Genomic DNA, 20109 nt, shown 5'->3' with positions numbered 1-20109 from the left:
AGGGTGCCTTTCGGGCTGCTGTGGCGAAGGTCAGGTGGTGCGGTGCGACGAGGTCAGTGGGCGTGGCGGTCGATGCCGAGGGCACCGAGCAGCTGTGCGCGCATCTCCGCGAGTCGTGCCGACCCGCGGTCGCGCGGGCGGTCGCCCGGGACCGTGAGTGACTGCTGGATGCGGGCGCCCGGGGCTTCCGGGTCCGAGCCCAGCACGATCACACGATCGGCGAGCTGCAGGGCCTCGTCCACGTCGTGCGTGACCAGGAGAGTGGTGGTCGGCGCCTCCGCGAGCACGGAGAGCAGGAGATCCTGCATCCGCAGCCGCGTCAGCGCGTCCAGCGCCCCGAACGGCTCGTCGAGCAGGAGGACGCCGGGGCGGCGGGCGAGGGCACGCGCGAGCGACGTGCGCTGCGCCATCCCGCCGGAGATCTGCCGTGGGCGGTGATCGGCGAAGTCGGTGAGCCCGATCAGATCGAGCAACCCGGCGATGCGGGCCGCCCGCTCCGGACGGGGGAGCGACCGCGGGAGACCGAGCGCGATGTTCTCGGCCACGGAACGCCAGGGCAGCAGGCGCGGTTCCTGGAAGCCGATGGCGACCCGGTCGTCTATGCCGACGACGGGGTCCTCGTCGATCAGCACGTCTCCGGAACTCGCCCGGTCGAGTCCCCCGGCGATGCGGAGCAGGGTGGACTTCCCCGAACCGGAGGCGCCCAGGATCGCGACGAGCTCCCCGGGCTCGACGACCAGGTCGATGTCGCGCAGCACGCGGTGGGCGCCGAAGGACCGGCCGAGCCCGCGGAAGCGCAGCCGAGCCGCGGACACGCTGTGCGCCGGCCGGACCGGGGTGTCGCCGAGGACGGCGGTCATCGTGTGCTCCTGTCGGGCGAGGGGTGCGGACGTGACGAAACTAACGATCCCGTCGGCCCGAAGCACGGCCTGCGACACGGGGGGTAACACGCGATCTCGCGGCGCCCGCTCGGCGTCCCGCGCGCTGGCGTAGGTTGGGAGGGTGAATGCCGCTCCCGCCGACCAGCTGCGACTGCTGGATCTTGCCGATATCGACACCCGACGGACGCACGCGGATGCGGCACGCCGCAACCCACCGCAGGCGGCGCGAGTGAAGGAGCTGGTCGCGCTGCGGCAGACCCTGTCGCACGAACTCTCCCAGCGCCAGGGGGAGGTCGACGATCTGGAGGCTGAGCTGCGACGCATCGAGTCGGACGTCGCCGTCGTCGAGGCGCGCCGCGCGCGGGACGCAGGCCTGCTCGCGTCCACCTCGAGCCCGAAGGACGCCGCCGGTCTGGAGCACGAGCTCGCCTCCCTCTCCCGCCGTCAGGGCGAGCTGGAGGAGACGCAGCTCGAGGTGATGGAGCGTCTCGAGACCGCGCAGGCCGCGGTGTCCGAGCAGCAGTCCCGGATCGCCGAGACGAATGCGGAGGGGACGGCCCTCTCGGATGCGGCGAAGGCGCACATCGCCGAGGCCACCGCCCGCTACGAGCAGCTCACCCGTGACCGCGCCGCGGTCGCGACCGCCATCCCTGCCCCGCTGCTCGCGATGTACGACAAGCTCGTGGAACGCGGCGGCCCGGGCGCGGCTCCCGTCCACGCCCGCACCTGCCTGGGCTGCCACATGATGCTCTCCGGGACGGACCTGAACGTGCTCCGCCAGGCGGCGGACGACACCGTCCTGAACTGCCCCGAGTGCGGCTGCATCCTCATCCGCACGCCGGACTCGGGCCTCTGACCGTCCCGCACTCCTGGTGACCTCCGCAGCCGACACCGCGGGGACAGCGCGGTGGAGCGTGCTCGGCCGAGGTGACGCCGGATCGCTCGAGCTCGTCGATCTCGCCGGAGACGGTGTCGAATCCGGGCGTCGGTCGTGGCGCGCGGCCGACGCCGCGGCGGTCGTGGCTGCGCGACCCGACACGCGGTGGGTGTGGGCGGACTCCGCGCGCGCCTACCGTTCGATCCTGCGCGCCGGCTCGCGGGTCGCGCGGGCCTGGGATCTGCGGCTGTGCCGTCGCATCCTGCGCACCGCCGTGGACCCGGCCGGCCGGGGCCCGCTCGGGCCTGCCGACGCGTGGGACCACACGGCCCCTTCCATCGAGGACGAGGGTCTCTTCGTCGTCGGCGCCCAGGACGAACCGTCGGTCGATGAAGCCGTGGCGGAACTGCGCCGCCAGTTGCGTGCCGTGGCGTCGGCACCCGATCCGGGGCGGCTGACACTCCTGCTGCACGGGGAATCGGCGGGCGCGCTCGTCGCCGAGGAGATGCACCTCGCCGGGCTGCCCTGGGACGCACAGGTGCACGAGCGGATCCTCACGGACACGCTGGGACAGCGCTCACCCGCATCCGGTGTCCCGGAACGGATGGCGGACCTCGCCGATCGCGTGCGGGCGGCACTCGGCGACGACACCGTCAACCTGGACTCCCCGCCCAAGCTCCTGCGGGCGCTGCGGCGCGCGGGGATCCAGGTCGCGTCGACGAGCCGGTGGGAACTCGCCGACCAGCCGCATCCCGCGATCGAACCGCTGCTCGAGTACAAACGCCTCGCGCGCCTCCTCGTCGCGAACGGCTGGGCGTGGTTGCAGGAGTGGGTGCGCGACGGCCGCTTCCGGCCGGTGTACGTCCCCGGGGGCGTCGTCACCGGGCGGTGGGCGTCCAGCGGCGGCGGTGCGCTGCAGATCCCTCGACTGCTCCGACCGGCGGTGCGTCCGGACCCGGGGTGGGTGATCGTGGATGCGGACGTCGCCCAGCTGGAGCCACGGGTGCTCGCCGGGATGTCCCGTGACCTGAGGATGGCGGAGGCCGCCCGTGGACGCGACCTCTACGCCGGGATCGTCGCCGCGGGCGCGGTGTCCACCCGCGAGGAGGCGAAGTACGCGGTGCTCGGGGCCATGTACGGCGCCACGACCGGGCAGAGCGGACGACTCGTGCCGCGGCTGCGTCGGGCCTACCCGGTGGCGATGCGACTCGTCGACGATGCGGCGTCCGCGGGTGAGGACGGCGGGACGGTGCAGACGTGGCTCGGCCGCGCGGCACCGCAGCCGGATGCGGAGTGGCTCGATCTGGCGTCGGCGGCGGGCGCGGAGGGCGCGGACCCGCTGGTCCGTGATCGGGCGCGACGCGCAGCCGGCGACCGCGGCCGGTTCACCCGCAACTTCGTCGTGCAGGGCACCGCCGCGGAGTGGGCGCTGTGCTGGCTCGCGGAGCTGCGCGCGCGGCTCGATGCGCTCGGCGAGGTCGGCGCACCGCGCGCCGACCGGTCCGGCGAGGTCTTCGCGACCCGACCGCACCTGGTGTTCTTCCTGCACGACGAGGTCATGGTGCATGCGCCGCGGGAGATGGCGGACGCCGTGTGCGCCGCCGTCGAGGAGGCCGCCGAGGCCGCGGGCCGCCGGATGTTCGGATCCTTCCCGATCGACTTCCCGCTCGACGTGCGGGTCATCGAGCCCGACGGTGTCACCCCGCACGATCCGCCCGGATAGACTCGGAACGCGAATGGGTCGGCTGGACGGTCGCGTCGCGTACGGTTCGCCGCACGCGCCGAGGAACGTCCGGGCTCCACAGGGCAGGGCGGTGGATAACACCCACCCGGAGTGATCCGCGAGACAGTGCCACAGAGAGCAGACCGCCGGGGCGTGCCCCGGTAAGGGTGAAAGGGTGGTGTAAGAGACCACCGGGGTCGTGGTGACACGGCCCGCACGGCAAACCTCGCCCGGAGCAAGGTCAGACAGGGGATGACGACGCGGCCCGCCGAGTCCCCGGGTAGACCGCTGGAGCGGCACGGCAACGTGTCGCCGAGATAGATGACCGTCCACGGGGCTCCGGCCCCCGGACAGAACCCGGCGTACAGGCCGGCCCATTCGCCCCGCACGCCCGGCCCCCGCCGCCTTCAGCGGCAGCGGGGAGCGGGCGTCAGTTCGCGGTGACGGTCTCGTCCAGGTGCGGGGCGGCGCCCAGCGAGAGCGCAGCCGCGCCGATGATGCCGGCGTTGTTGCGGTGCACAGCCGGCAGGATCGGCGTCTTCAGCTCCAGGAGATGCAGGAACTTGTCCGCGTGCTTGGAGACGCCTCCGCCGACGACGAACAGGTCGGGGCTGAAGAGGAACTCGACGTGCGAGTAGTACCACTGCAGGCGCGCCGCCCATTCCTCCCAGTTGAGCGCATCCCGTTCCATGGCCGAGTAGGCCGCGTACGCCTCGGCGTCCTTGCCGTGCTTCGCGCGCTGCAGGTGCCCGAGCTCGGAGTTCGGGATGAGCGTGCCGTCGTAGATCATGGCCGAGCCGATGCCGGTGCCGAGGGTCGTGAGGATCGTCAGACCCGCAGCACCCTTGGCCGCGCCGAAGCGGACCTCGGCGACGCCGGCGACATCCGCATCGTTGGCGAAGTGGATGTCGCGGCCGAGGCCCTCCTCGAAGAAGGTCTCGGCGGGGAAGTCGATCCACTTGTCGGAGACGTTCGCCGCCGAGAGCGTCCGTCCGTTCTTGACGATGGCGGGGAACGCGACGCCGAGCGCATAGTCGGAGTCCGCGACATCCAGGGTGTCGAGCACCGTGCGGACGGCCGTCAGGACGTCGTCCGGCTCCGCGCCGGGCGGCGTCGAGACCTTGATCCGGTCGCTCACCAGCTCGCCCTTCTCGAGGTCGACGATGCCTCCCTTGATCCCGGTGCCTCCGATGTCGATTCCGACCGCGCGCGTCTTCTCCGATGCCATACCCCCAGCCTATCCAGCGGAGGTGTCCCCATCAGTAGGATCGTCTCTGACAGCGAGGGAGCCAGCCATGAGCGATGACAGCGAGAAGTACTGGTACAACCTGACCACCGGCGCGGTCGAGCGGGGGTTCGCCTCGCCCGCCATCGACCGGGCGGGCCCGTTCGAGACGCCGGAGGAGGCGGCCAACGCGCCGGAGCTCCTGAAGCAGCGTTCCCGCCAGTGGGCAGAGGAAGACGCGCGCGACGACGCGTGAGTGTGGCGCGCACCCTCGTCGGCGTGCGCGAGTATTGATCTACGCCGGGACACCGGTCGCGAATCGGAGCCGGGTCACCCGGTCATGAAGGGGAGTCGATGGACAAGCAGCGGGACTTCGTGTTGCGCACGATCGAAGAGCGCGGCGTCAAGTTCGTCCGCCTGTGGTTCACGGACGTGATCGGCACGTTGAAATCCGTGGCGATCGCGCCGGCCGAGGTGGAGGGCGCCTTCGCCGAGGGCCTGGGCTTCGACGGTTCGGCGATCGAGGGGCTGACCCGCTCCTACGAATCCGACCTGCTCGCGCACCCGGATCCCACCACGTTCCAGATCCTGCCGTGGAGGGGGGAGGTCGACCCGACCGCCCGCATGTTCTGCGACATCACCACTCCCGACGGTGCACCGGCGGTGGCCGATCCCCGTCACGTCCTGAAGCGGGCGCTGGCCAAGGCGGCCGACGCGGGCTTCACGTTCTACACGCACCCCGAGATCGAGTTCTACCTGCTGAAGTCCTCGACCTACGGTCCCGCGGGTCCCGAGCCGGTGGACTCCGCCGGCTACTTCGACAACGTGCCCGGCGGTACGGCGCACGACTTCCGCCGCCGCTCGGTGCGGATGCTGGAAGACCTCGGCATCTCGGTGGAGTACAGCCACCACGAGGGCGGTCCCGGTCAGAACGAGATCGATCTCCGGTACGCGGACGCACTCACCACCGCGGACAACATCATGACCTTCCGTACGGTCGTGAAGGAGGTGGCCATCGAGCAGGGCGTCTACGCGACCTTCATGCCGAAGCCGCTGAGCGGTAAGCCCGGCAGCGGGATGCACACGCACATGTCCCTCTTCGAGGGCGACATGAACGCCTTCTACGAGGAGGGCGGCCAGTACCAGCTGTCGAAGACCGGCCGTCAGTTCATCGCGGGTCTCCTCCGCCACGCGAACGAGATCTCCGCGGTGACCAACCAGTTCGTCAACTCGTACAAGCGCCTGTGGGGCGGTGACGAGGCGCCCAGCTTCATCTGCTGGGGCCACAACAACCGTTCCGCTCTGGTGCGCGTGCCGATGTACAAGCCGAACAAGGGACAGTCCTCCCGGGTGGAGTACCGCGCGCTGGACTCCGCGGCGAACCCCTACCTGGCCTATGCGCTCATGCTCGCCGCCGGGCTCAAGGGCATCGAGGAGGGCTACGAGCTCCCCGCCGAGGCGGAGGACAACGTCTGGTCGCTGTCGGATTCGGAGCGGCGCGCGCTGGGCTACGCCCCGCTGCCCGCCAGCCTCGATCAGGCGCTGGAGTACATGGAGGAGTCCGAGCTCGTCGCGGACACGCTGGGGGAGCAGGTCTTCACCTACGTGCTGCTGAACAAGCGCAAGGAATGGGCCGGCTACCGATCGCAGGTGACGCCCTTCGAGCTGCAGAGCAACCTCGAGATGCTCTGAGCCCGGCATGGCCGGATCGGATCGTTCCACGGCCCGGACGGACCTGGTCCGTCTCGGTCTCAGCGACAGCTCGGCGGCCGTCGCCCTCCTCGATGAGATCGCCGAGCTCTCGTCGCTGGAGCGCACACAGCTGACCGCGGACCTCGGCCGGGCCGCGGATCCGGACGGCGCGCTCCGCTCGCTCGCCCGTATCGCTCGGAGATCACCCGAGGTGGTCCGCGACGTCCTCTCCGACGACGCGGCGCGTCCCGCGGTCTGGGCGCTGCTGGGTGCATCCGAGGGCTTCGCCGACTTCTTCTTCCGTCATCCCGACGAGCTGCTCATCCTGGTCGGGGCGCGGGGAGCGCTGCCGGCACCGGAGCTGATGCGCTCCGAGCTTCTGGCTGCCGTGGGGGACATCGACGGGTTCGCCGCCGCCGGGGACGAGTCCGCGTGGGTCGCGCTGCGGATCGCGTACCGCCGGATCGTCGCCAGGATCGCCGCGTTCGACCTGCTGGCCCCGGACTCCGAGGCGGTCCTCGCGCCCGTCGCGGCGGCGCTCGCGGACGCCGCGGGCGCGGCGCTCGAGGCCTCGCTCAGCGTCGCCCGCACGCGGGTGTCCCGGCCGGGCGTCGGCGGCCTCTTCCCCCGCGAGCAGGTCGCCGCCACGCGCCTCGCGATCATCGGCATGGGCAAGACCGGCGCGCGCGAACTGAACTACGTCAGCGACGTCGACGTCATCTTCGTCTGCGGCGCGGACGACGCCGTCTCGGCGGAGGTCGGGGAGAGTCGCATCATCGACATCGCCACCCGTCTCGCGGTGCAGACGATGCAGGGCATCTCCGGTGTGGAGATCGAGCCGCCGCTGTGGGAGGTCGATGCGAACCTCCGCCCCGAGGGCAAGCAGGGGGCGCTCGTCCGGACCCTGGAATCGCACCTGTCCTACTACTCGCGCTGGGCGAAGAGCTGGGAGTTCCAGGCACTGCTGAAGGCCCGCGCCCTCGCCGGCGACCTGGAGCTCGGCGAGGAGTACGTCGCCGCCGTGCAGCCCAAGATCTGGACGAGCGCGGCACGGGAGAACTTCGTGGACAGCGTGCAGCGGATGCGGGAGCGGGTGACCGACAACATCCCGCCGGCCGAGGTCGCGTCGCAGATCAAGCTCGGCCCGGGCGGCATCCGCGACATCGAGTTCACCGTCCAGCTGTTGCAGCTCGTGCACGGGCTGACGGACGACCGCATCCGGCAGCGCGGCACGTTGGACGCCCTCGACGCGCTCGTGATCGAGGGGTACATCGGGCGGGCGGAGGCCGCGGTGTTCGCCCGGGATTATCGCGTGCTGCGCGTACTCGAACACCGGATGCAGCTGCGGTACCTGCGGCGCACGCACCTGATGCCGGAGCGGGACGAGGACCGCCGGGTGCTCGCGCGCGCCAGCGGGCTCGCCGACAGCGGTGCGGGTATCTGGGAGCTGTGGGAGGGCGTGAAGCGCGAGGTCCGCGACATCCACGTCCGGCTCTTCTACCGGCCTCTGCTGTCCGCCGTCGCCTCTCTTCCGGAGGGGGAGCGGACGCTCTCGACGGCGCAGGCGCACGACCGCCTCGCCGCCATCGGATTCCAGGACCCCGCCGGCGCCCTCCGGCACATCGCCGCGCTCACCACCGGGCTCAGCCGCAAGGCCACGATCCAGCGGCATCTCATGCCGGTGATGATCCGGTGGTTCGCGGACGGAGTGGACCCGGACTACGGGCTGCTCGCGTTCCGGCGGATCAGCGAGCGGCTGGGCGACACGCCCTGGTTCCTGCGTCTGCTCCGCGACTCTTCCGCCGCGGCGGAGAGCCTCACCCGGGTGCTGTCCGGTTCGCGTTACATCGGCGAGCTGATGGAGTGGATCCCGGAGTCCGCCGCGTGGCTCGACGACGAGGATCTCCTGCGACCGCGGAGCGGGCGCGCCCTGGAGGAGGAGGCGCGGGCGATCCGGACCCGGCACGACACGATCGATGAGGCCATGCGGTCTGTCCGATCGCTGCGCCGGCGCGAACTGTTGCGCACCGCGATGGCGGGGGTCCTCGGCGTCCTGACGATCGAGGAACTCGCCCACGCGCTGACGACCATCACCGAGGTGACGATCCAGGCGACACTGCGTGCCGTCCGGCGGGAGGTCGTACCGCCCGAGGACGACGCTCTGGACTTCTCCGTCATCGCGATGGGACGTTTCGGCGGGCGGGAGCTGGGCTTCGGCTCGGACGCGGACGTGCTGTACGTCTACCGGGCCAACGGCGTCGATCCGGAGAGGGCGCATTCCCTGTCGCTCAAGCTCGTGGCGGGGCTCCGTCAGCACTCCGAGGACCAGCGCGTCCCCCTCGACCTCGATGCGGACCTCCGCCCCGAAGGGCGAAACGGCCCGCTCGTGCGGTCCATCGACTCCTACGCCGAGTACTACCAGCGCTGGTCGCTGTCGTGGGAGGCGCAGGCGCTGCTGCGCGCCCGGGGGGTCGCCGGCAGCGTGAAGCTGATCAGCCGCTTCATGGAACTCGCCGACCGGCTGCGCTACCCCGAGCACGCGGACCCGCAGGGCCTGCGCGAGATCAAGCGCATCAAGGCGCGCGTGGAGAACGAACGCCTCCCGCAGGGCGCGGATCCGCAGCGTCACCTCAAACTCGGGCCGGGCGGGCTCAGCGACGTCGAGTGGCTCGTCCAGTTGCTGCAGCTGCAGCACGCGCACGCCATCCCGGGTCTCCGGACCACCTCCACGATCGAGGCCCTCGAGGTGGCGGGCGAGGCCGGCCTGATCCCCGGACCCGCCGTGACACGCCTCCGGGAGGCCTGGCGTCTCGCGAGCAGGCTGCGCTCGGCGAACACCCTGCTCTCCGGACAGACGAGTGATGTGCTGCCCAGCGACCGCCGCAAGCTCGATGGCATCGGCCGGCTGCTGGAGTACGCGCCGCGCTCCGCCACCGAGGTGGAGGAGGACTGGATGGGTGCCTCCCGGCGGGCGCGGCGCGAGTTCGAGAAGCTGTTCTACGGCTGAGGTCGACGCCGGCGACGTGCGCGGTCAGCCGGTCGCCCGGATGAACTCCAGCAGGTCGGCGTTGATCACGTCCGAGTGGGTCGTCGCCATCCCGTGCGGGTAGCCGGGATAGATCTTCAGCGTCCCGTGCGGCAGGAGGGTGATGGTGATCTCCGCGGAGTCGGCGATCGGCACCACCTGGTCGTCATCGCCGTGCATGACGAGGGTCGGCACCGTGATCGCCCGCAGGTCCTCGGTGAAGTCCGTCTCCGAGAAGGCGGCGATACCGTCGTAATGCGCGGCCGCACCGCCCATCATGCCCTGTCGCCACCAGTTCAGGATGACGGCCTGCGAGGGCTCCGCCCCGGGACGGTTGTACCCGTAGAAGGGGCCGGACGCGACTTCCAGGAAGAACGGGGACCGCCGGTTCGCGGTCCCGTCCCGGAAGCCGTCGAACACCTCCATCGGCGTGCCGGCCGGATTCGCGTCGGTCTTGAGCATGAGGGGCGGGACGGCGCCGATGAGCACCGCCATGGCCACCCGGTCGCCCCCGTACCGGGCGACGTAACGGGCGACTTCGCCCCCGCCCGTGGAGTGGCCGACGTGGATGACGTCGCGCAGGTCGAGGTGCTCGACGACCGCGGCGGCGTCGGCGGCGTAGTGGTCCATGTCGTGGCCGTCGGAGGTCTGGGTGGAACGGCCGTGCCCGCGCCGGTCATGCGCGACCACCCGATATCCCTCCCGCAGGAAGAACATCAACTGCGCGTCCCAGTCGTCCGAGCTCAGTGGCCAGCCGTGGTGGAACATGATGGGCCGGCCAGAGCCCCAGTCCTTGTAGAAGATCTCGACGCCGTCGGCGGTGGTTACAGTGGGCATGCTGGTGCCTTCCTTTCGTGATGGATGGAGCGTCGGCGTCGACCCCTGCCATCGCTTCTCCCCAGGGCATGCACGCGTCACGCGACATGCTCCAGCATGGGAGGTGTCGGCCGCAATGCCCCCGTCGGCTACATGCCTGCGGGGACGAACAGCGGTGCGGTGCCCGCCTGCGGGACCCGGGCCACGACACCGGGACGGCCCGGCGGGTGGCGGCACGGCTGATCGCACGCTGACGCACTGGACAAAACCCGATCCGGGATCTAGGTTCGCCGCGTGAGCGCGCCCGTGCCGTATCTGCATTTCGACGGGAAGGCCTCCGACGCGCTCCGCTTCTATCAGTCCGTCTTCGGGGGCGAACTGGTGCTGCACACCCGGGCGGAGTTCGGCCAGGGGGATGCATCCGCCACGGCCATCGCGCACGGGATCCTCAGCGGCCCCGTCGACCTGTTCGGCGCGGACACGAGCGGTGACGAGCGCCCCGTGCGGGCGGAAGGGCTCACGCTGTCGCTCCTGGGCTTCCCGGCACCGTCCGTCCTGCGCGAGTGGTTCTCCGCGCTCAGCGTCGGCGGGGACGTGCTCGATCCACTTCAGGAACGGCCCTGGGGCGATTGGGACGGCACGGTGCGTGACCGCTTCGGGCTGACCTGGCTGATCGGATACGGCGGGGAGTCCGACGCGTAGCCGGAGCAGTCCTCCCGCCCTCGCACAAGGGGGTCAACGGTTTCCGCCCCGCGCCCTAACGTGACCGGCATGGACGAGAACACCGCACCCCGTTCCGTGTCCGCCGCGCGCGCCAAGGACATCGCGCTCGCGCTCGCGCTCGTGGCAGCAACGTTGTTCGTCGGTACGTTCGTCGGCGCCCTCTCCGGGAGCGTGACGATCGGCGTGCTGACCGGCGTCGTCATCGCGGGTCTCACCATCCTCTGGGCGTGGCGCCTGCGCCGTAGCGGGGAGCCCCGGACGGAAGAGCTGCCCGACCGGCAGCGACGGCTGCTCGCGGAGGAGCGCCGCACCGACAACCCCTACGGCCCGGCCGGACGCCCCGGTGCGTCCGGTTTCGGAACGCCGGGGATCTGAGGAGCCGACGCCGGGGGTCAGCCGAGCAGGTGCCGGAGGTAGCGTTCCGGGGAGTCCAGGTAGGACTTCCAGTGCTGCACGAGCGCCAGGTCCTCCCATGCGGTCGGGCGCATGCCCCAGGGCCCGACCTCCAGGATGGTGGCGCCCGGTACGGCCGCCAGGACGGGGGAGTGCGTGGCGCACAGGATCTGTCCCCCGTCGTCGGCGATGCGGCGCAGCGCCGCGATCAGGGTGAGGGTGGAGGTGAACGACAACGCAGCCTCGGGCTCGTCGAGGCAGTAGAAGGCCGGGGAGTCGAACCGGCTCTCCAGGATCGCGAGGAACGATTCGCCGTGGCTCATCTCGTGGAAGGGGGGCTCCGGCGCCGACGACGGATTCTCCTCGAGGAATGTGTAGAACGAGTGCATCGTCTCGGCGCGCAGGAAGAAGCCCCATCGGCTCGCTCCGATTCCCCGTTGCAGGCGGAGCCAATCCCCGAGCGGGGACTCGGTGGGCCGCGTCGCGTGGCGCGCGTACGTGGACCCGCCCTCCGGCGACATCCCGTACGCAAGGGCGATGCCTTCGAGGATGGTGGACTTCCCGGAGCCGTTCTCACCCACGAGGAAGGTGATGCCGGGATCCAGGGTCAGTCCGTCGGCGAGCAGCTGCTGGACTGCGGGGATCCCCGCGGGCCAGGTCGACGTCTGGGGGACGCTCTCCTCGCGGACGGACACCGCGACGACGGGGGGCTGTTTCCACATCCCGCCAGTGTGCCAGGGGCCGGCGATGTGCCTCGCCCGTCCCTGTCGTCGAGGGCGGTCAGTGCCCCGCATCCGGCGGGATCCTCCCGCTCCGAGCACCCCAACGGCGCTGGACGGCAGCAGCGTGCCTGCGGCACACTGGCGCCATGAGCCGAATCCGGGGGATGGCCGTCGCCGCACTGATGTGCTCGGGGGTGCTCGCACTGTCCGGGTGCACGTCCCCCGACTTCCCGTTCCAGGACCTGAAGCGCGATCGCCGACCGGGCGATGAGCTTCCCACGGTGCCCGCACCCGAGGAGATGGACCTGGATATGTCGACCAGCCGTTTCATCGGAGAGTACGAGAGTGCGTCCTTGTGGCTGGTCCAGGGGAACGACGCCATGTCGATCTGCCTGATCATCGACTCGGGCGCGGCGAGTTGGCACGCGGCATGCGGCGGGAGCCTCGGTCTGTCCACCAGCGGGCCGGGCGGTGCTTTCGCCGTCGTGCCGGACGGCTCCTCGCCTCCGGACGGCGCCATCGCGGTGTCGGAGAACGTCTACGCGGTGCCGGTGTCCGGCTGAGCGGCGCGCCCGGGAGACCTACGGCTCACTGCCGCGTCGGCCAGCTTGCATCGCACGCACGCGCCAGGCGAACCGGGTGGGCAGGACCGTGTATGCGACAAGGGCCCCCCGAGCCGAAGCTCGAGGGGCCCTTGTCGCGGATCGCTCCGATCAGACGCCGAAGTACAGTTCGTACTCGAACGGGTGCGGGCGGGCCGCGATCGGCTTGATCTCGTTCTCGATCTTGTATTCGATCCACGTCTCGATGAGCTCGGGGGTGAACACGTTGCCGCGAGTCAGGAACTCGTTGTCGGCGCGCAGCGCCTCGAGCGAGTCGAGCAGCGAGTTCGGGACCTGGGGGATGTTCTTGGCCTCCTCGGGGGGAAGCTCGTACAGGTCCTTATCGACCGGTTCGTGCGGCTCGATGCGGTTGAGGATGCCGTCGAGGCCGGCCATCATCTGCGCGGCGAAGGCGAGGTACGGGTTGCCCGAGGCATCGGGGGCGCGGAACTCGATGCGCTTGGCCTTGGGGTTCGAACCCGTGATCGGGATGCGGATCGCCGCCGAGCGGTTCCCCGCCGAGTACACCAGGTTGACCGGCGCCTCGTAGCCCTTCACGAGACGCTTGTACGAGTTGATCGTCGGGTTGGTGAACGCGAGCACCGCCGGAGCGTGCGCGAGCAGACCGCCGATGTACCAGCGCGCGGTGTCGGAGAGTCCGCCGTAGCCCTTCTCGTCGTAGAAGAGGGGCTTGCCGTCGAGCCACAGCGACTGGTGGGTGTGCATACCGGAGCCGTTGTCGCCGAAGAGCGGCTTCGGCATGAAGGTCGCGACCTTGCCCCACTGCTCGCAGGTGTTCTTGACGATGTACTTGAACTTCAGGATGTCATCCGCCGAGTGCACCATCGTGTCGAAGCGGTAGTTGATCTCCTGCTGACCGCCGGTGCCCACCTCGTGGTGCGAACGCTCCAGCGTGAAGCCCGCCTCGATGAGGTTGAGCGTGATGTCATCGCGCAGGTCCGCGGTCTTGTCGACCGGGCTGACCGGGAAGTAGCCGCCCTTGTACGGCGTCTTGTTGGCGAGGTTCCCGCCCTCTTCCTCACGACCGGTGTTCCAAGCACCCTCTTCGGAGTCGACGCTGTAGAAGCTGGAGTTCTGCGTGACCGAGTAGCGAACGTCGTCGAAGATGTAGAACTCGGCCTCGGGGGCGAAGAACGCAGTGTCGGCGATGCCGGTCGAGGCGAGGTACTTCTCGGCCTTCTTGGCGACCTGGCGCGGGTCCTTGTGGTAGATCTCGCCGGTGCGCGGGTTGTAGATGTCGAAGATCATGACGAGCGTCTTCGCCTCGCGGAACTGGTCGACGTACGCCGTCGCCACATCCGGAATCAGCTGCATGTCCGACTCGTGGATGTTCGCGAATCCCCGGATGGAGGAACCGTCGAACAGCTGACCGACGGTGAAGAACTCTTCGTCGACGGTCGATGCGGGAATGTTGAAGTGCTGCTGGACACCGGGGAGATCCGTGAACCGGATGTCGAGGAATTTGACGTCCTCGTCCTTGATGAACTTGAGCACCTCGGATGAATCACTGAACATGGAGACTCCAGAGGTAGGGCATTCGGGAAGTTCCGCCCACCGAAGCGGGCTGCCTTGACGCTATCCGCAGGGCGTTGCCCGCCAGTGTCCCATATGTTTCCGGGATGTTACGCGTCGCTGGTTAGGCTGGTGGCATGCCCGAAATCCCTGTCGAAGCACGTTATCCCGGTGAACGACTCGGATTCCCGGAGACCGGCCCCGGTTCGGTGGCCCGCCCGGGCCGTCGGCTTGCCGCACTGGCCATCGACTGGGCCTGCGCGACCGTGATCGCGGTGGCGTTCCTGCAGTACGACCCGTGGGCGCTGCCGGGTGAGGCGGGTCTGTCCACCTTCGCACCGCTGGTGGTGTTCGCCCTGGTGCAGATCCTCTTCATCCCGACCCTGGGCGCGAGCCCGGGGCAGCGTCTGCTGGGCATGCGCATCGTGATGCTGCGCGGCGGCTGGGTGGGACTGTGGCGCCCGATCGTGCGCACGCTGCTGCTCGTGCCGGTGATCCCCGCGGTGATCTGGGATGCGGATCAGCGCGGCCTGCACGACAAGGCGGCGGGGACGGTCCTCGTCCGCGCCTGACGGCTCAGCGCGGACGCGGGGCGCGCACCTTCGTCGGGTCGATCCCCTTCGGGATCGGCATCGAGGCGATGGACTTCGAGACGGAGTCGATGCGCTTGATGACGGCGGCCATGGTCGTCCGGTCGATCTTCTTCGGCAGCGACTTGATCTCCTTGGCGAGCTTGCCGATCGGCACCTCGTCGTCACCGTGACCGACGTAGAAGACGGTCACGGGAATCCCGGACGCGACCCGCTGCACCTTGGCGCGCTCGTCGTTGACCAGACGGGTGAGGCGGCCGCGCGAGCCCTCGCCGACGATCACGACCCCGCCCCGGCCGACCGCGCGGTACACGGCCTCCTGGGTGCGCGGGTTGACTCCGACGGGCATGTCGCTCGCCTGCCACTTGCGTCCCAGCGAGGTCGACAGCACGTGACCGGCGGCGCCGGGCATGCCGTCGATCTTCTTGTACATCGCGGTGGTCGACAGGCGCGTCATCGTCATCAGCGCGGCGAGGAGGCCGAACATGAGCCCCGACACGCCCCACAGGATGATGCTCCAGACCGCGACGGGCGGGATGAGGAACCCGATCCCGACACCGAGGGCGATACCCGCGAGCAGGATGCCGATCAGCGCATACGGGAGCCACGAGTAGGCCTCGACCGTGAACCGGTAGAGGGTCTTGAGCTGGGAGAAGAACCCGGGACGCTTTTCGGGCGTGGTCGTACGCGCTGCCATGTCCCCAGCCTACCGTCGTCGCCGCATCCTCTCCTCCCCATGACGGGCGGCTCCGACACCTGTGGGCGGGTCCTTCCTCGCGGCAGCGGTCGTCGTCGTCGCGTGGTCACAGTGGGGTATGACCCCGCTGACCTCCACGGCGCCGTTGCTGGCACTGCTCGACGAACCGGTCCTTCGTGTCCTCCCCGCCGATCGCGGCCCGTACGAGGGCGAGGTCATCGCCGTCGCGGACGGTCCTGCGGTGCGACTCCGCCAGGGCGATGCCATGACCGCGCACCTGTGGGACGCGGCGGGGGAGCACGTCGCGGAGCTGTGCGACGTGCATCTGTGCCCGGAGGGAGTGGCGGCGGTCGTTCCCCTGTGCACGGTGGGGCTCGTCGAGCTCGCCGCGCAACGGTACGCGGCGGACGACCCGTTGCGCGCCGGAGAGGTGGTGACGCTGGCCGTCAGCGTGCTGCGCGGGGGCGTTTCCGAGTTCCAGGAGCACGCAGGGCGCACCTGTCGTGGCGAGTGGTGGCTGGCCGACGACGGCATGCCGCTCTTCGTGCACGGGCCATCCGGGAGCGATCCGTTCACCGCGGGGATCGAGGCGCTGGAAGCCTGCGGGAACGGACATCCCGGGGACGGCCCGCTGGCGGGCGCGCTCAGCCACGCGGCGGCGGCGCTCGGGGATCCCGAACGGCTGGCGCACGCCGTCGCGTCGGCGGAGGAGCGGCTGTTCGCGCTGGGGCCGGCGGAACCCGTTCTGGCACTGCCGCGGGCGCGACGCGCCGGACGTGCGGGTATGTCCGTTCTGCAGACGATGCCCGAGGAACGGCAGCGGTCGTGGCTGCGCTGGGCGGATGCCGCAGACGCCGGTATCGCGGAGATGATCTCCGGTGCGCTGACCGCAGCCTGGGCGAGCATCCGGAGGGCCAGGGCGGTGCGCCCGACCGGACGTCGGCGGGGCGCCGTGCTGGTGGCGGGCGCGGCTGCGGCATTGGTGCTCGCCCTGGGGATGCTCTGGCCGACGGGGGAGCCGGACGGGGAACCCGCCTCCGCAGAGCGCACCGCGCCGCTGCCCGAGGTTCCCGCGGACCCGGAGGATGCGGCCGCCCCGAGCGGCGAGGATGCCGCAGGACCAGCGGGCGGTACCGCAGTGCCGGAGGAGGACGTCGTCGTCGCGACGACCGCACTCCTGGAGGGGTTTCGCGCCTGCGGGGCGGACGCAGCCTGCCGGGTCGCCCTGCAGGACCACGACGCAGTGATCTCCGTCGACGGCGCGGCCTTCGCCCCGCCGGATACCCGCGCCCTGACGCTGATGGACGACGTCGGCGGTCTCGCACTACTCAGAGCCGACGACACCGGCGGCGGGCGGGTGCCTCAGATCGTGACGGTTCTGCGCGTGGAAGAAAAATGGGTGCTGCGCGACATCCACGATGTCGCGCAGCACCCAGGGTGAGACGAGCGGGTCAGACGCCCAGCTGGCCAGCGAAGTCGGCCGCCTCGAGGCGGGCCTTCACGGCGGACAGGAAGCGCGCCGCATCGGCTCCGTCGATCACGCGGTGATCGTAGGAGAGGGCCAGGTACACATAGGAGCGGACCGAGAACGCGTCCTTGCCGTCGACCGTGACCACACCGGGCCGCTTCACGACGATTCCGGTGCCGAGGATGGCGGACTGCGGCAGGAAGACCACCGGCGTGTCGAACAGCGCCCCACGCGAACCGGTGTTGGTCAGCGTGAACGTGCCACCCGCGAGCTCGTCCGGCTTCAGCTTGTTGGAGCGCGTCCGGGCTGCCAGGTCGGCGATCTCGTGGGCGATCTGCGCGATGCTCTTGTCACCGGCATCCCGCACGACCGGCGTCAGCAGGCCGCGCTCGGTGTCCACCGCGATGGAGAGGTTCTCGCTGGCGGGGTAGACGATCTTGTCGCCATCGACCGTCGCGTTGATCACCGGGTACGCCTTCAGCGCCTCCGCGGCGGCGAGGGCGAAGAACGGCAGGAAGGAGAGCTTGTCGCCCGTCTTCTCCTGGAACGCCACCTTCACCTCGTCGCGGTAGGACGCGAGCTTCGTCACGTCCACCTCGACGACCGTGGTCAGCTGAGCCGTGGACTGCATCGAGGCGACGGCACGCTCGGCCAGCACCTTGCGCAGACGCGACATCGGCTGCGTGGTACCGCGCAGCGGCGACACCTCGAGGGCCTGAGCTGCGGGCGCCGCGGGAGCGGCGGCGGGGGCCGCGGGCGCCTCGGCGGCCTTGAGGACGTCCTCCTTGCGGATGCGTCCGCCCACACCGGAGCCCTTGATGGTGCTGAGGTCCACGCCCTGCTGCTGCGCCAGGCGACGCACGAGCGGGGTGACGTAGGAGACGCCGTCCTCGTCCGAGGACGCGGGAGCAGCCTGGGCGGCGGGAGCAGCCTGGGCTGCCGGCGCGGGAGCGGCGGGCTTCTCGGGCTCGGCCGGAGCCGGCTTCTCGGCGGCGGGCGCCGGAGCCTCCTGAGCGGGAGCGGGAGCCGGAGCCTCCGGAGCGGGAGCCGGAGCCTGCTCTGCCGGAGCCTGCTGAGCGGGCGCCTCCTGGGGTGCGGGCGCGCCATCGCCGATGCGGGCCAGCGCGCTGCCGACGGCGACCGTCTCGTCCTCCTGGACGAGGATCTCCTGCAGGACACCGGCGAACGGGGCGGGGATCTCGGTGTCGACCTTGTCGGTCGAGATCTCCAGAAGGGGCTCGTCGACGGCGACCTCGTCGCCGATCTCCTTCAGCCACCGGGTCACGGTGCCCTCGGTGACGCTCTCGCCGAGTTCGGGGAGCACCACGTCACGACCACCGGATGCGGCGGGCGCTGCGGCCGCCGGCTGCTCGGCCGGTGCGGACGGCTGCTCGGCCGCCGCGGGCTCCGCGGGGGCCTCCTGCGGCGCGGCCGGAGCCTCTGCGGGCGCCTCCGCTGCCGGCTCGGAAGGAGCGGACGCACCGGAGCCGTCGCCGATCTTCGCGAGGATGGCGCCGACCTCGACGGTCTCGTCCTCCTGGACGAGGATCTCTTCGATCACGCCGCTGATCGGGGAGGGGATCTCCGTGTCGACCTTGTCGGTCGAGATCTCCAGCAGACCCTCGTCTGCCTCCACCGTGTCCCCCACATTCTTCAGCCAGCGGGTGACCGTTCCCTCGGTGACGCTCTCACCGAGCGCGGGGAGGACCACGGAAGTGCTCATGGGATTTGCTCCTTCTGAATGCGATGTCGTGTCTAGCTTAGTGATGCCGATGTCTCACAGGACGTGCAAGGGCTTGCCTGCCAAGGCGAGGAACGCCTCGCCGAGTGCTTCGCTCTGCGTCGGGTGCGCGTGCACGAGGGGGGCGACGTCCTCGGGATGCGCGTCCCAGCCGATGATCAGCTGCGCTTCGCTGATGAGTTCGCCCACGCGCGGACCGGCGAGGTGGACGCCGACGACGGGTCCGTCGACCCGTCGGATCACGCGCACCGTCCCGGAACCGCCGAGGATCTCGGTCTTCGCGTTCCCGGCCAGGTTGTAGTCCAGGACGGTGATGCCCTCGGCGCCGTGGCGTTCTTCCGCCTGCGCCCGGGTGAGTCCCACGGAGGCGAGCTCGGGACTCGTGTACACGATGCGCGGGACGTTCTCGTCGGGCAGCGGGGGCACCGTCTCGCCGGCGATCCGCTCCGCCACCTGGATGCCCTGCTGGAACCCCCGGTGCGCGAGCTGCGGCCCCGGCACGATGTCTCCGACGGCCCAGATCCCGGGCGCGTCGGTGCGCAGCTCCCGGTCGGTGACGACGAAGCCTCGGTCCAGACGGACGCCGGCCTCCTCGAGACCCAGTCCCTCCGTCACCGGTGCGCGACCGACCGCGACCAGCAGGTAGTCCGCGGCGAGGGTGTCGCCGTCCTCGAGCGTGACGGTCACGCTCGCGTCGTCCTGGGCGGCCGAGGCGAACCGTGCCCCGAGCCGCGTCTGGATGCCGCGCTTGCGGAAAGCGCGGGACAGCTGTGTGCGCAGCGCCTCATCCTCCGTCGGGACGAGCTGGTCGAGCGCCTCCACGACCGTGACCTCGGCACCCAGGGAGCGCCAGAGACTGGCGAACTCGACCCCGATGACGCCGCCGCCCAGCACGATGACCCGTTCAGGCACCTCGCGCAGCTCCAGGGCCTGCTCGCTGGAGAGGATGCGGCCGCCGATCTCCAGACCGGGCAGTGTGCGCGTGCGCGCCCCGGTCGCCACGATGATGTCGGTGGCGGTGATCTCGGTGTCGCCGGCGGTGACGCGGCCCGGGCCGGAGATGCGTCCCTCGGCTTCGAGCACCTCCACGCCCCGGGCGCGCAGCAGACCCTGAAGGCCCTTGTACTTCTTCGCCACGATGGTCTCGCGGAAGGCGTTCATCCGGTCGACGTCGATCCCGGCCAGCTCGGCGAGCACGCCGACGCCCGCCGCCTCGCGGACGGCATCCGCCGTCTCGGCGACGTGCAGCAGCGCCTTGGTGGGGATGCAGCCGCGGTGCAGGCACGTGCCGCCGACCTTGTCCCGTTCGATGACGACCACACTCTTGCCGAGTTCGGCGGCACGGATGGCGGCCGCATAGCCGCCGCTCCCTCCGCCGATGACGGCGACGTCCACCTGCAT

General features: G+C 70.6%; 18 protein-coding genes and 1 other RNA gene. 11 read left to right on the top strand and 8 right to left on the bottom strand.

What is annotated here, in order from left to right; genetic code table 11:
* Nucleotides 1-53: 53 nt before the first annotated feature.
* Nucleotides 54-860, bottom strand: a complete 807-nt coding sequence (locus tag F6J84_RS08365) for an ABC transporter ATP-binding protein (RefSeq protein ID WP_150972946.1) — start codon at nucleotides 858-860, stop codon at nucleotides 54-56.
* A 142-nt stretch (nucleotides 861-1002) separates the two neighbouring features.
* Between F6J84_RS08365 and F6J84_RS08360 the strand changes: the two genes are divergently transcribed.
* The 3 genes from F6J84_RS08360 to rnpB all read left to right on the top strand — a co-directional run bounded on the left by F6J84_RS08360 (nucleotide 1003) and on the right by rnpB (nucleotide 3862).
* Nucleotides 1003-1737: a zinc ribbon domain-containing protein gene (locus tag F6J84_RS08360; RefSeq protein ID WP_150972944.1), complete on the top strand. Its 735-nt coding sequence runs from the start codon at nucleotides 1003-1005 to the stop codon at nucleotides 1735-1737.
* 16 nt (nucleotides 1738-1753) lie between these two features.
* On the top strand, nucleotides 1754-3481 hold the full coding sequence (locus F6J84_RS08355; RefSeq protein WP_238702419.1) for a bifunctional 3'-5' exonuclease/DNA polymerase: 1728 nt from the start codon (nucleotides 1754-1756) through the stop codon (nucleotides 3479-3481).
* A 14-nt stretch (nucleotides 3482-3495) separates the two neighbouring features.
* Nucleotides 3496-3862, top strand: an RNA gene (rnpB, locus tag F6J84_RS08350) — RNase P RNA component class A.
* A 49-nt stretch (nucleotides 3863-3911) separates the two neighbouring features.
* Here the strand turns inward: rnpB and ppgK are convergent.
* Complete coding sequence (gene ppgK, locus F6J84_RS08345) at nucleotides 3912-4709, bottom strand: polyphosphate--glucose phosphotransferase (RefSeq protein ID WP_150972941.1); 798 nt, start codon at nucleotides 4707-4709, stop codon at nucleotides 3912-3914.
* A 67-nt stretch (nucleotides 4710-4776) separates the two neighbouring features.
* Here ppgK and F6J84_RS08340 point away from each other — a divergent pair, with 67 nt between their 5' ends.
* From F6J84_RS08340 to F6J84_RS08330, 3 genes are all read left to right on the top strand, one after another.
* Nucleotides 4777-4962 carry an SPOR domain-containing protein gene (locus tag F6J84_RS08340; protein ID WP_150891590.1) on the top strand — a complete coding sequence of 62 codons (186 nt, stop codon included), beginning with the start codon at nucleotides 4777-4779 and terminating at the stop codon, nucleotides 4960-4962.
* A gap of 98 nt (nucleotides 4963-5060) precedes the next feature.
* Nucleotides 5061-6398 (top strand): type I glutamate--ammonia ligase, encoded by a 1338-nt coding sequence (glnA, locus tag F6J84_RS08335; protein WP_150972938.1) that lies wholly within the window; start codon nucleotides 5061-5063, stop codon nucleotides 6396-6398.
* 7 nt (nucleotides 6399-6405) lie between these two features.
* On the top strand, nucleotides 6406-9405 hold the full coding sequence (locus F6J84_RS08330) for a bifunctional [glutamine synthetase] adenylyltransferase/[glutamine synthetase]-adenylyl-L-tyrosine phosphorylase (RefSeq protein WP_150972936.1): 3000 nt from the start codon (nucleotides 6406-6408) through the stop codon (nucleotides 9403-9405).
* Nucleotides 9406-9429: 24 nt separating this feature from the next.
* Here F6J84_RS08330 and F6J84_RS08325 read toward each other — a convergent pair whose 3' ends face one another.
* Nucleotides 9430-10260: an alpha/beta fold hydrolase gene (locus F6J84_RS08325; RefSeq protein WP_150972934.1), complete on the bottom strand. Its 831-nt coding sequence runs from the start codon at nucleotides 10258-10260 to the stop codon at nucleotides 9430-9432.
* Between the two features lie 273 nt (nucleotides 10261-10533).
* On the opposite strand from F6J84_RS08325, the gene F6J84_RS08320 reads away from it, so the two are divergent.
* Nucleotides 10534-10941 (top strand): VOC family protein, encoded by a 408-nt coding sequence (locus F6J84_RS08320; RefSeq protein ID WP_150972932.1) that lies wholly within the window; start codon nucleotides 10534-10536, stop codon nucleotides 10939-10941.
* A gap of 69 nt (nucleotides 10942-11010) precedes the next feature.
* The gene (locus F6J84_RS08315; protein ID WP_150972930.1) at nucleotides 11011-11337 is read left to right on the top strand and encodes a hypothetical protein; all 327 of its coding nucleotides are present in this window, start codon (nucleotides 11011-11013) and stop codon (nucleotides 11335-11337) included.
* 17 nt (nucleotides 11338-11354) lie between these two features.
* Here F6J84_RS08315 and F6J84_RS08310 read toward each other — a convergent pair whose 3' ends face one another.
* Nucleotides 11355-12077 (bottom strand): AAA family ATPase, encoded by a 723-nt coding sequence (locus F6J84_RS08310; protein WP_150972928.1) that lies wholly within the window; start codon nucleotides 12075-12077, stop codon nucleotides 11355-11357.
* A 146-nt stretch (nucleotides 12078-12223) separates the two neighbouring features.
* Between F6J84_RS08310 and F6J84_RS08305 the strand changes: the two genes are divergently transcribed.
* On the top strand, nucleotides 12224-12640 hold the full coding sequence (locus F6J84_RS08305; protein ID WP_150972926.1) for a hypothetical protein: 417 nt from the start codon (nucleotides 12224-12226) through the stop codon (nucleotides 12638-12640).
* A 150-nt stretch (nucleotides 12641-12790) separates the two neighbouring features.
* On the opposite strand, the gene glnA (F6J84_RS08300) is transcribed toward F6J84_RS08305, so the two are convergent.
* Nucleotides 12791-14215, bottom strand: a complete 1425-nt coding sequence (gene glnA / locus F6J84_RS08300) for a type I glutamate--ammonia ligase (RefSeq protein WP_150972924.1) — start codon at nucleotides 14213-14215, stop codon at nucleotides 12791-12793.
* A gap of 134 nt (nucleotides 14216-14349) precedes the next feature.
* Between glnA (F6J84_RS08300) and F6J84_RS08295 the strand changes: the two genes are divergently transcribed.
* Nucleotides 14350-14784, top strand: coding sequence for an RDD family protein (locus F6J84_RS08295; protein ID WP_150972922.1), 435 nt, complete (start codon nucleotides 14350-14352; stop codon nucleotides 14782-14784).
* A gap of 4 nt (nucleotides 14785-14788) precedes the next feature.
* On the opposite strand, the gene F6J84_RS08290 is transcribed toward F6J84_RS08295, so the two are convergent.
* The gene (locus tag F6J84_RS08290; protein WP_150972920.1) at nucleotides 14789-15499 is read right to left on the bottom strand and encodes a DUF4191 family protein; all 711 of its coding nucleotides are present in this window, start codon (nucleotides 15497-15499) and stop codon (nucleotides 14789-14791) included.
* A gap of 118 nt (nucleotides 15500-15617) precedes the next feature.
* Here F6J84_RS08290 and F6J84_RS08285 point away from each other — a divergent pair, with 118 nt between their 5' ends.
* Nucleotides 15618-16940 (top strand): hypothetical protein, encoded by a 1323-nt coding sequence (locus F6J84_RS08285; protein ID WP_150972918.1) that lies wholly within the window; start codon nucleotides 15618-15620, stop codon nucleotides 16938-16940.
* A 10-nt stretch (nucleotides 16941-16950) separates the two neighbouring features.
* Here F6J84_RS08285 and sucB read toward each other — a convergent pair whose 3' ends face one another.
* Both sucB and lpdA read right to left on the bottom strand, forming a co-directional pair.
* Nucleotides 16951-18690, bottom strand: a complete 1740-nt coding sequence (gene sucB, locus F6J84_RS08280) for a 2-oxoglutarate dehydrogenase, E2 component, dihydrolipoamide succinyltransferase (RefSeq protein WP_150972916.1) — start codon at nucleotides 18688-18690, stop codon at nucleotides 16951-16953.
* A gap of 54 nt (nucleotides 18691-18744) precedes the next feature.
* Nucleotides 18745-20109: a dihydrolipoyl dehydrogenase gene (gene lpdA, locus F6J84_RS08275; RefSeq protein ID WP_150972914.1), complete on the bottom strand. Its 1365-nt coding sequence runs from the start codon at nucleotides 20107-20109 to the stop codon at nucleotides 18745-18747.

Source organism: Microbacterium caowuchunii, assembly GCF_008727755.1.
GTDB classification, from domain to species: Bacteria; Actinomycetota; Actinomycetes; order Actinomycetales; family Microbacteriaceae; genus Microbacterium; species Microbacterium caowuchunii.
Note: the sequence above shows the minus strand (reverse complement) of the source record. Positions and strands in the feature narration are given on the sequence as shown.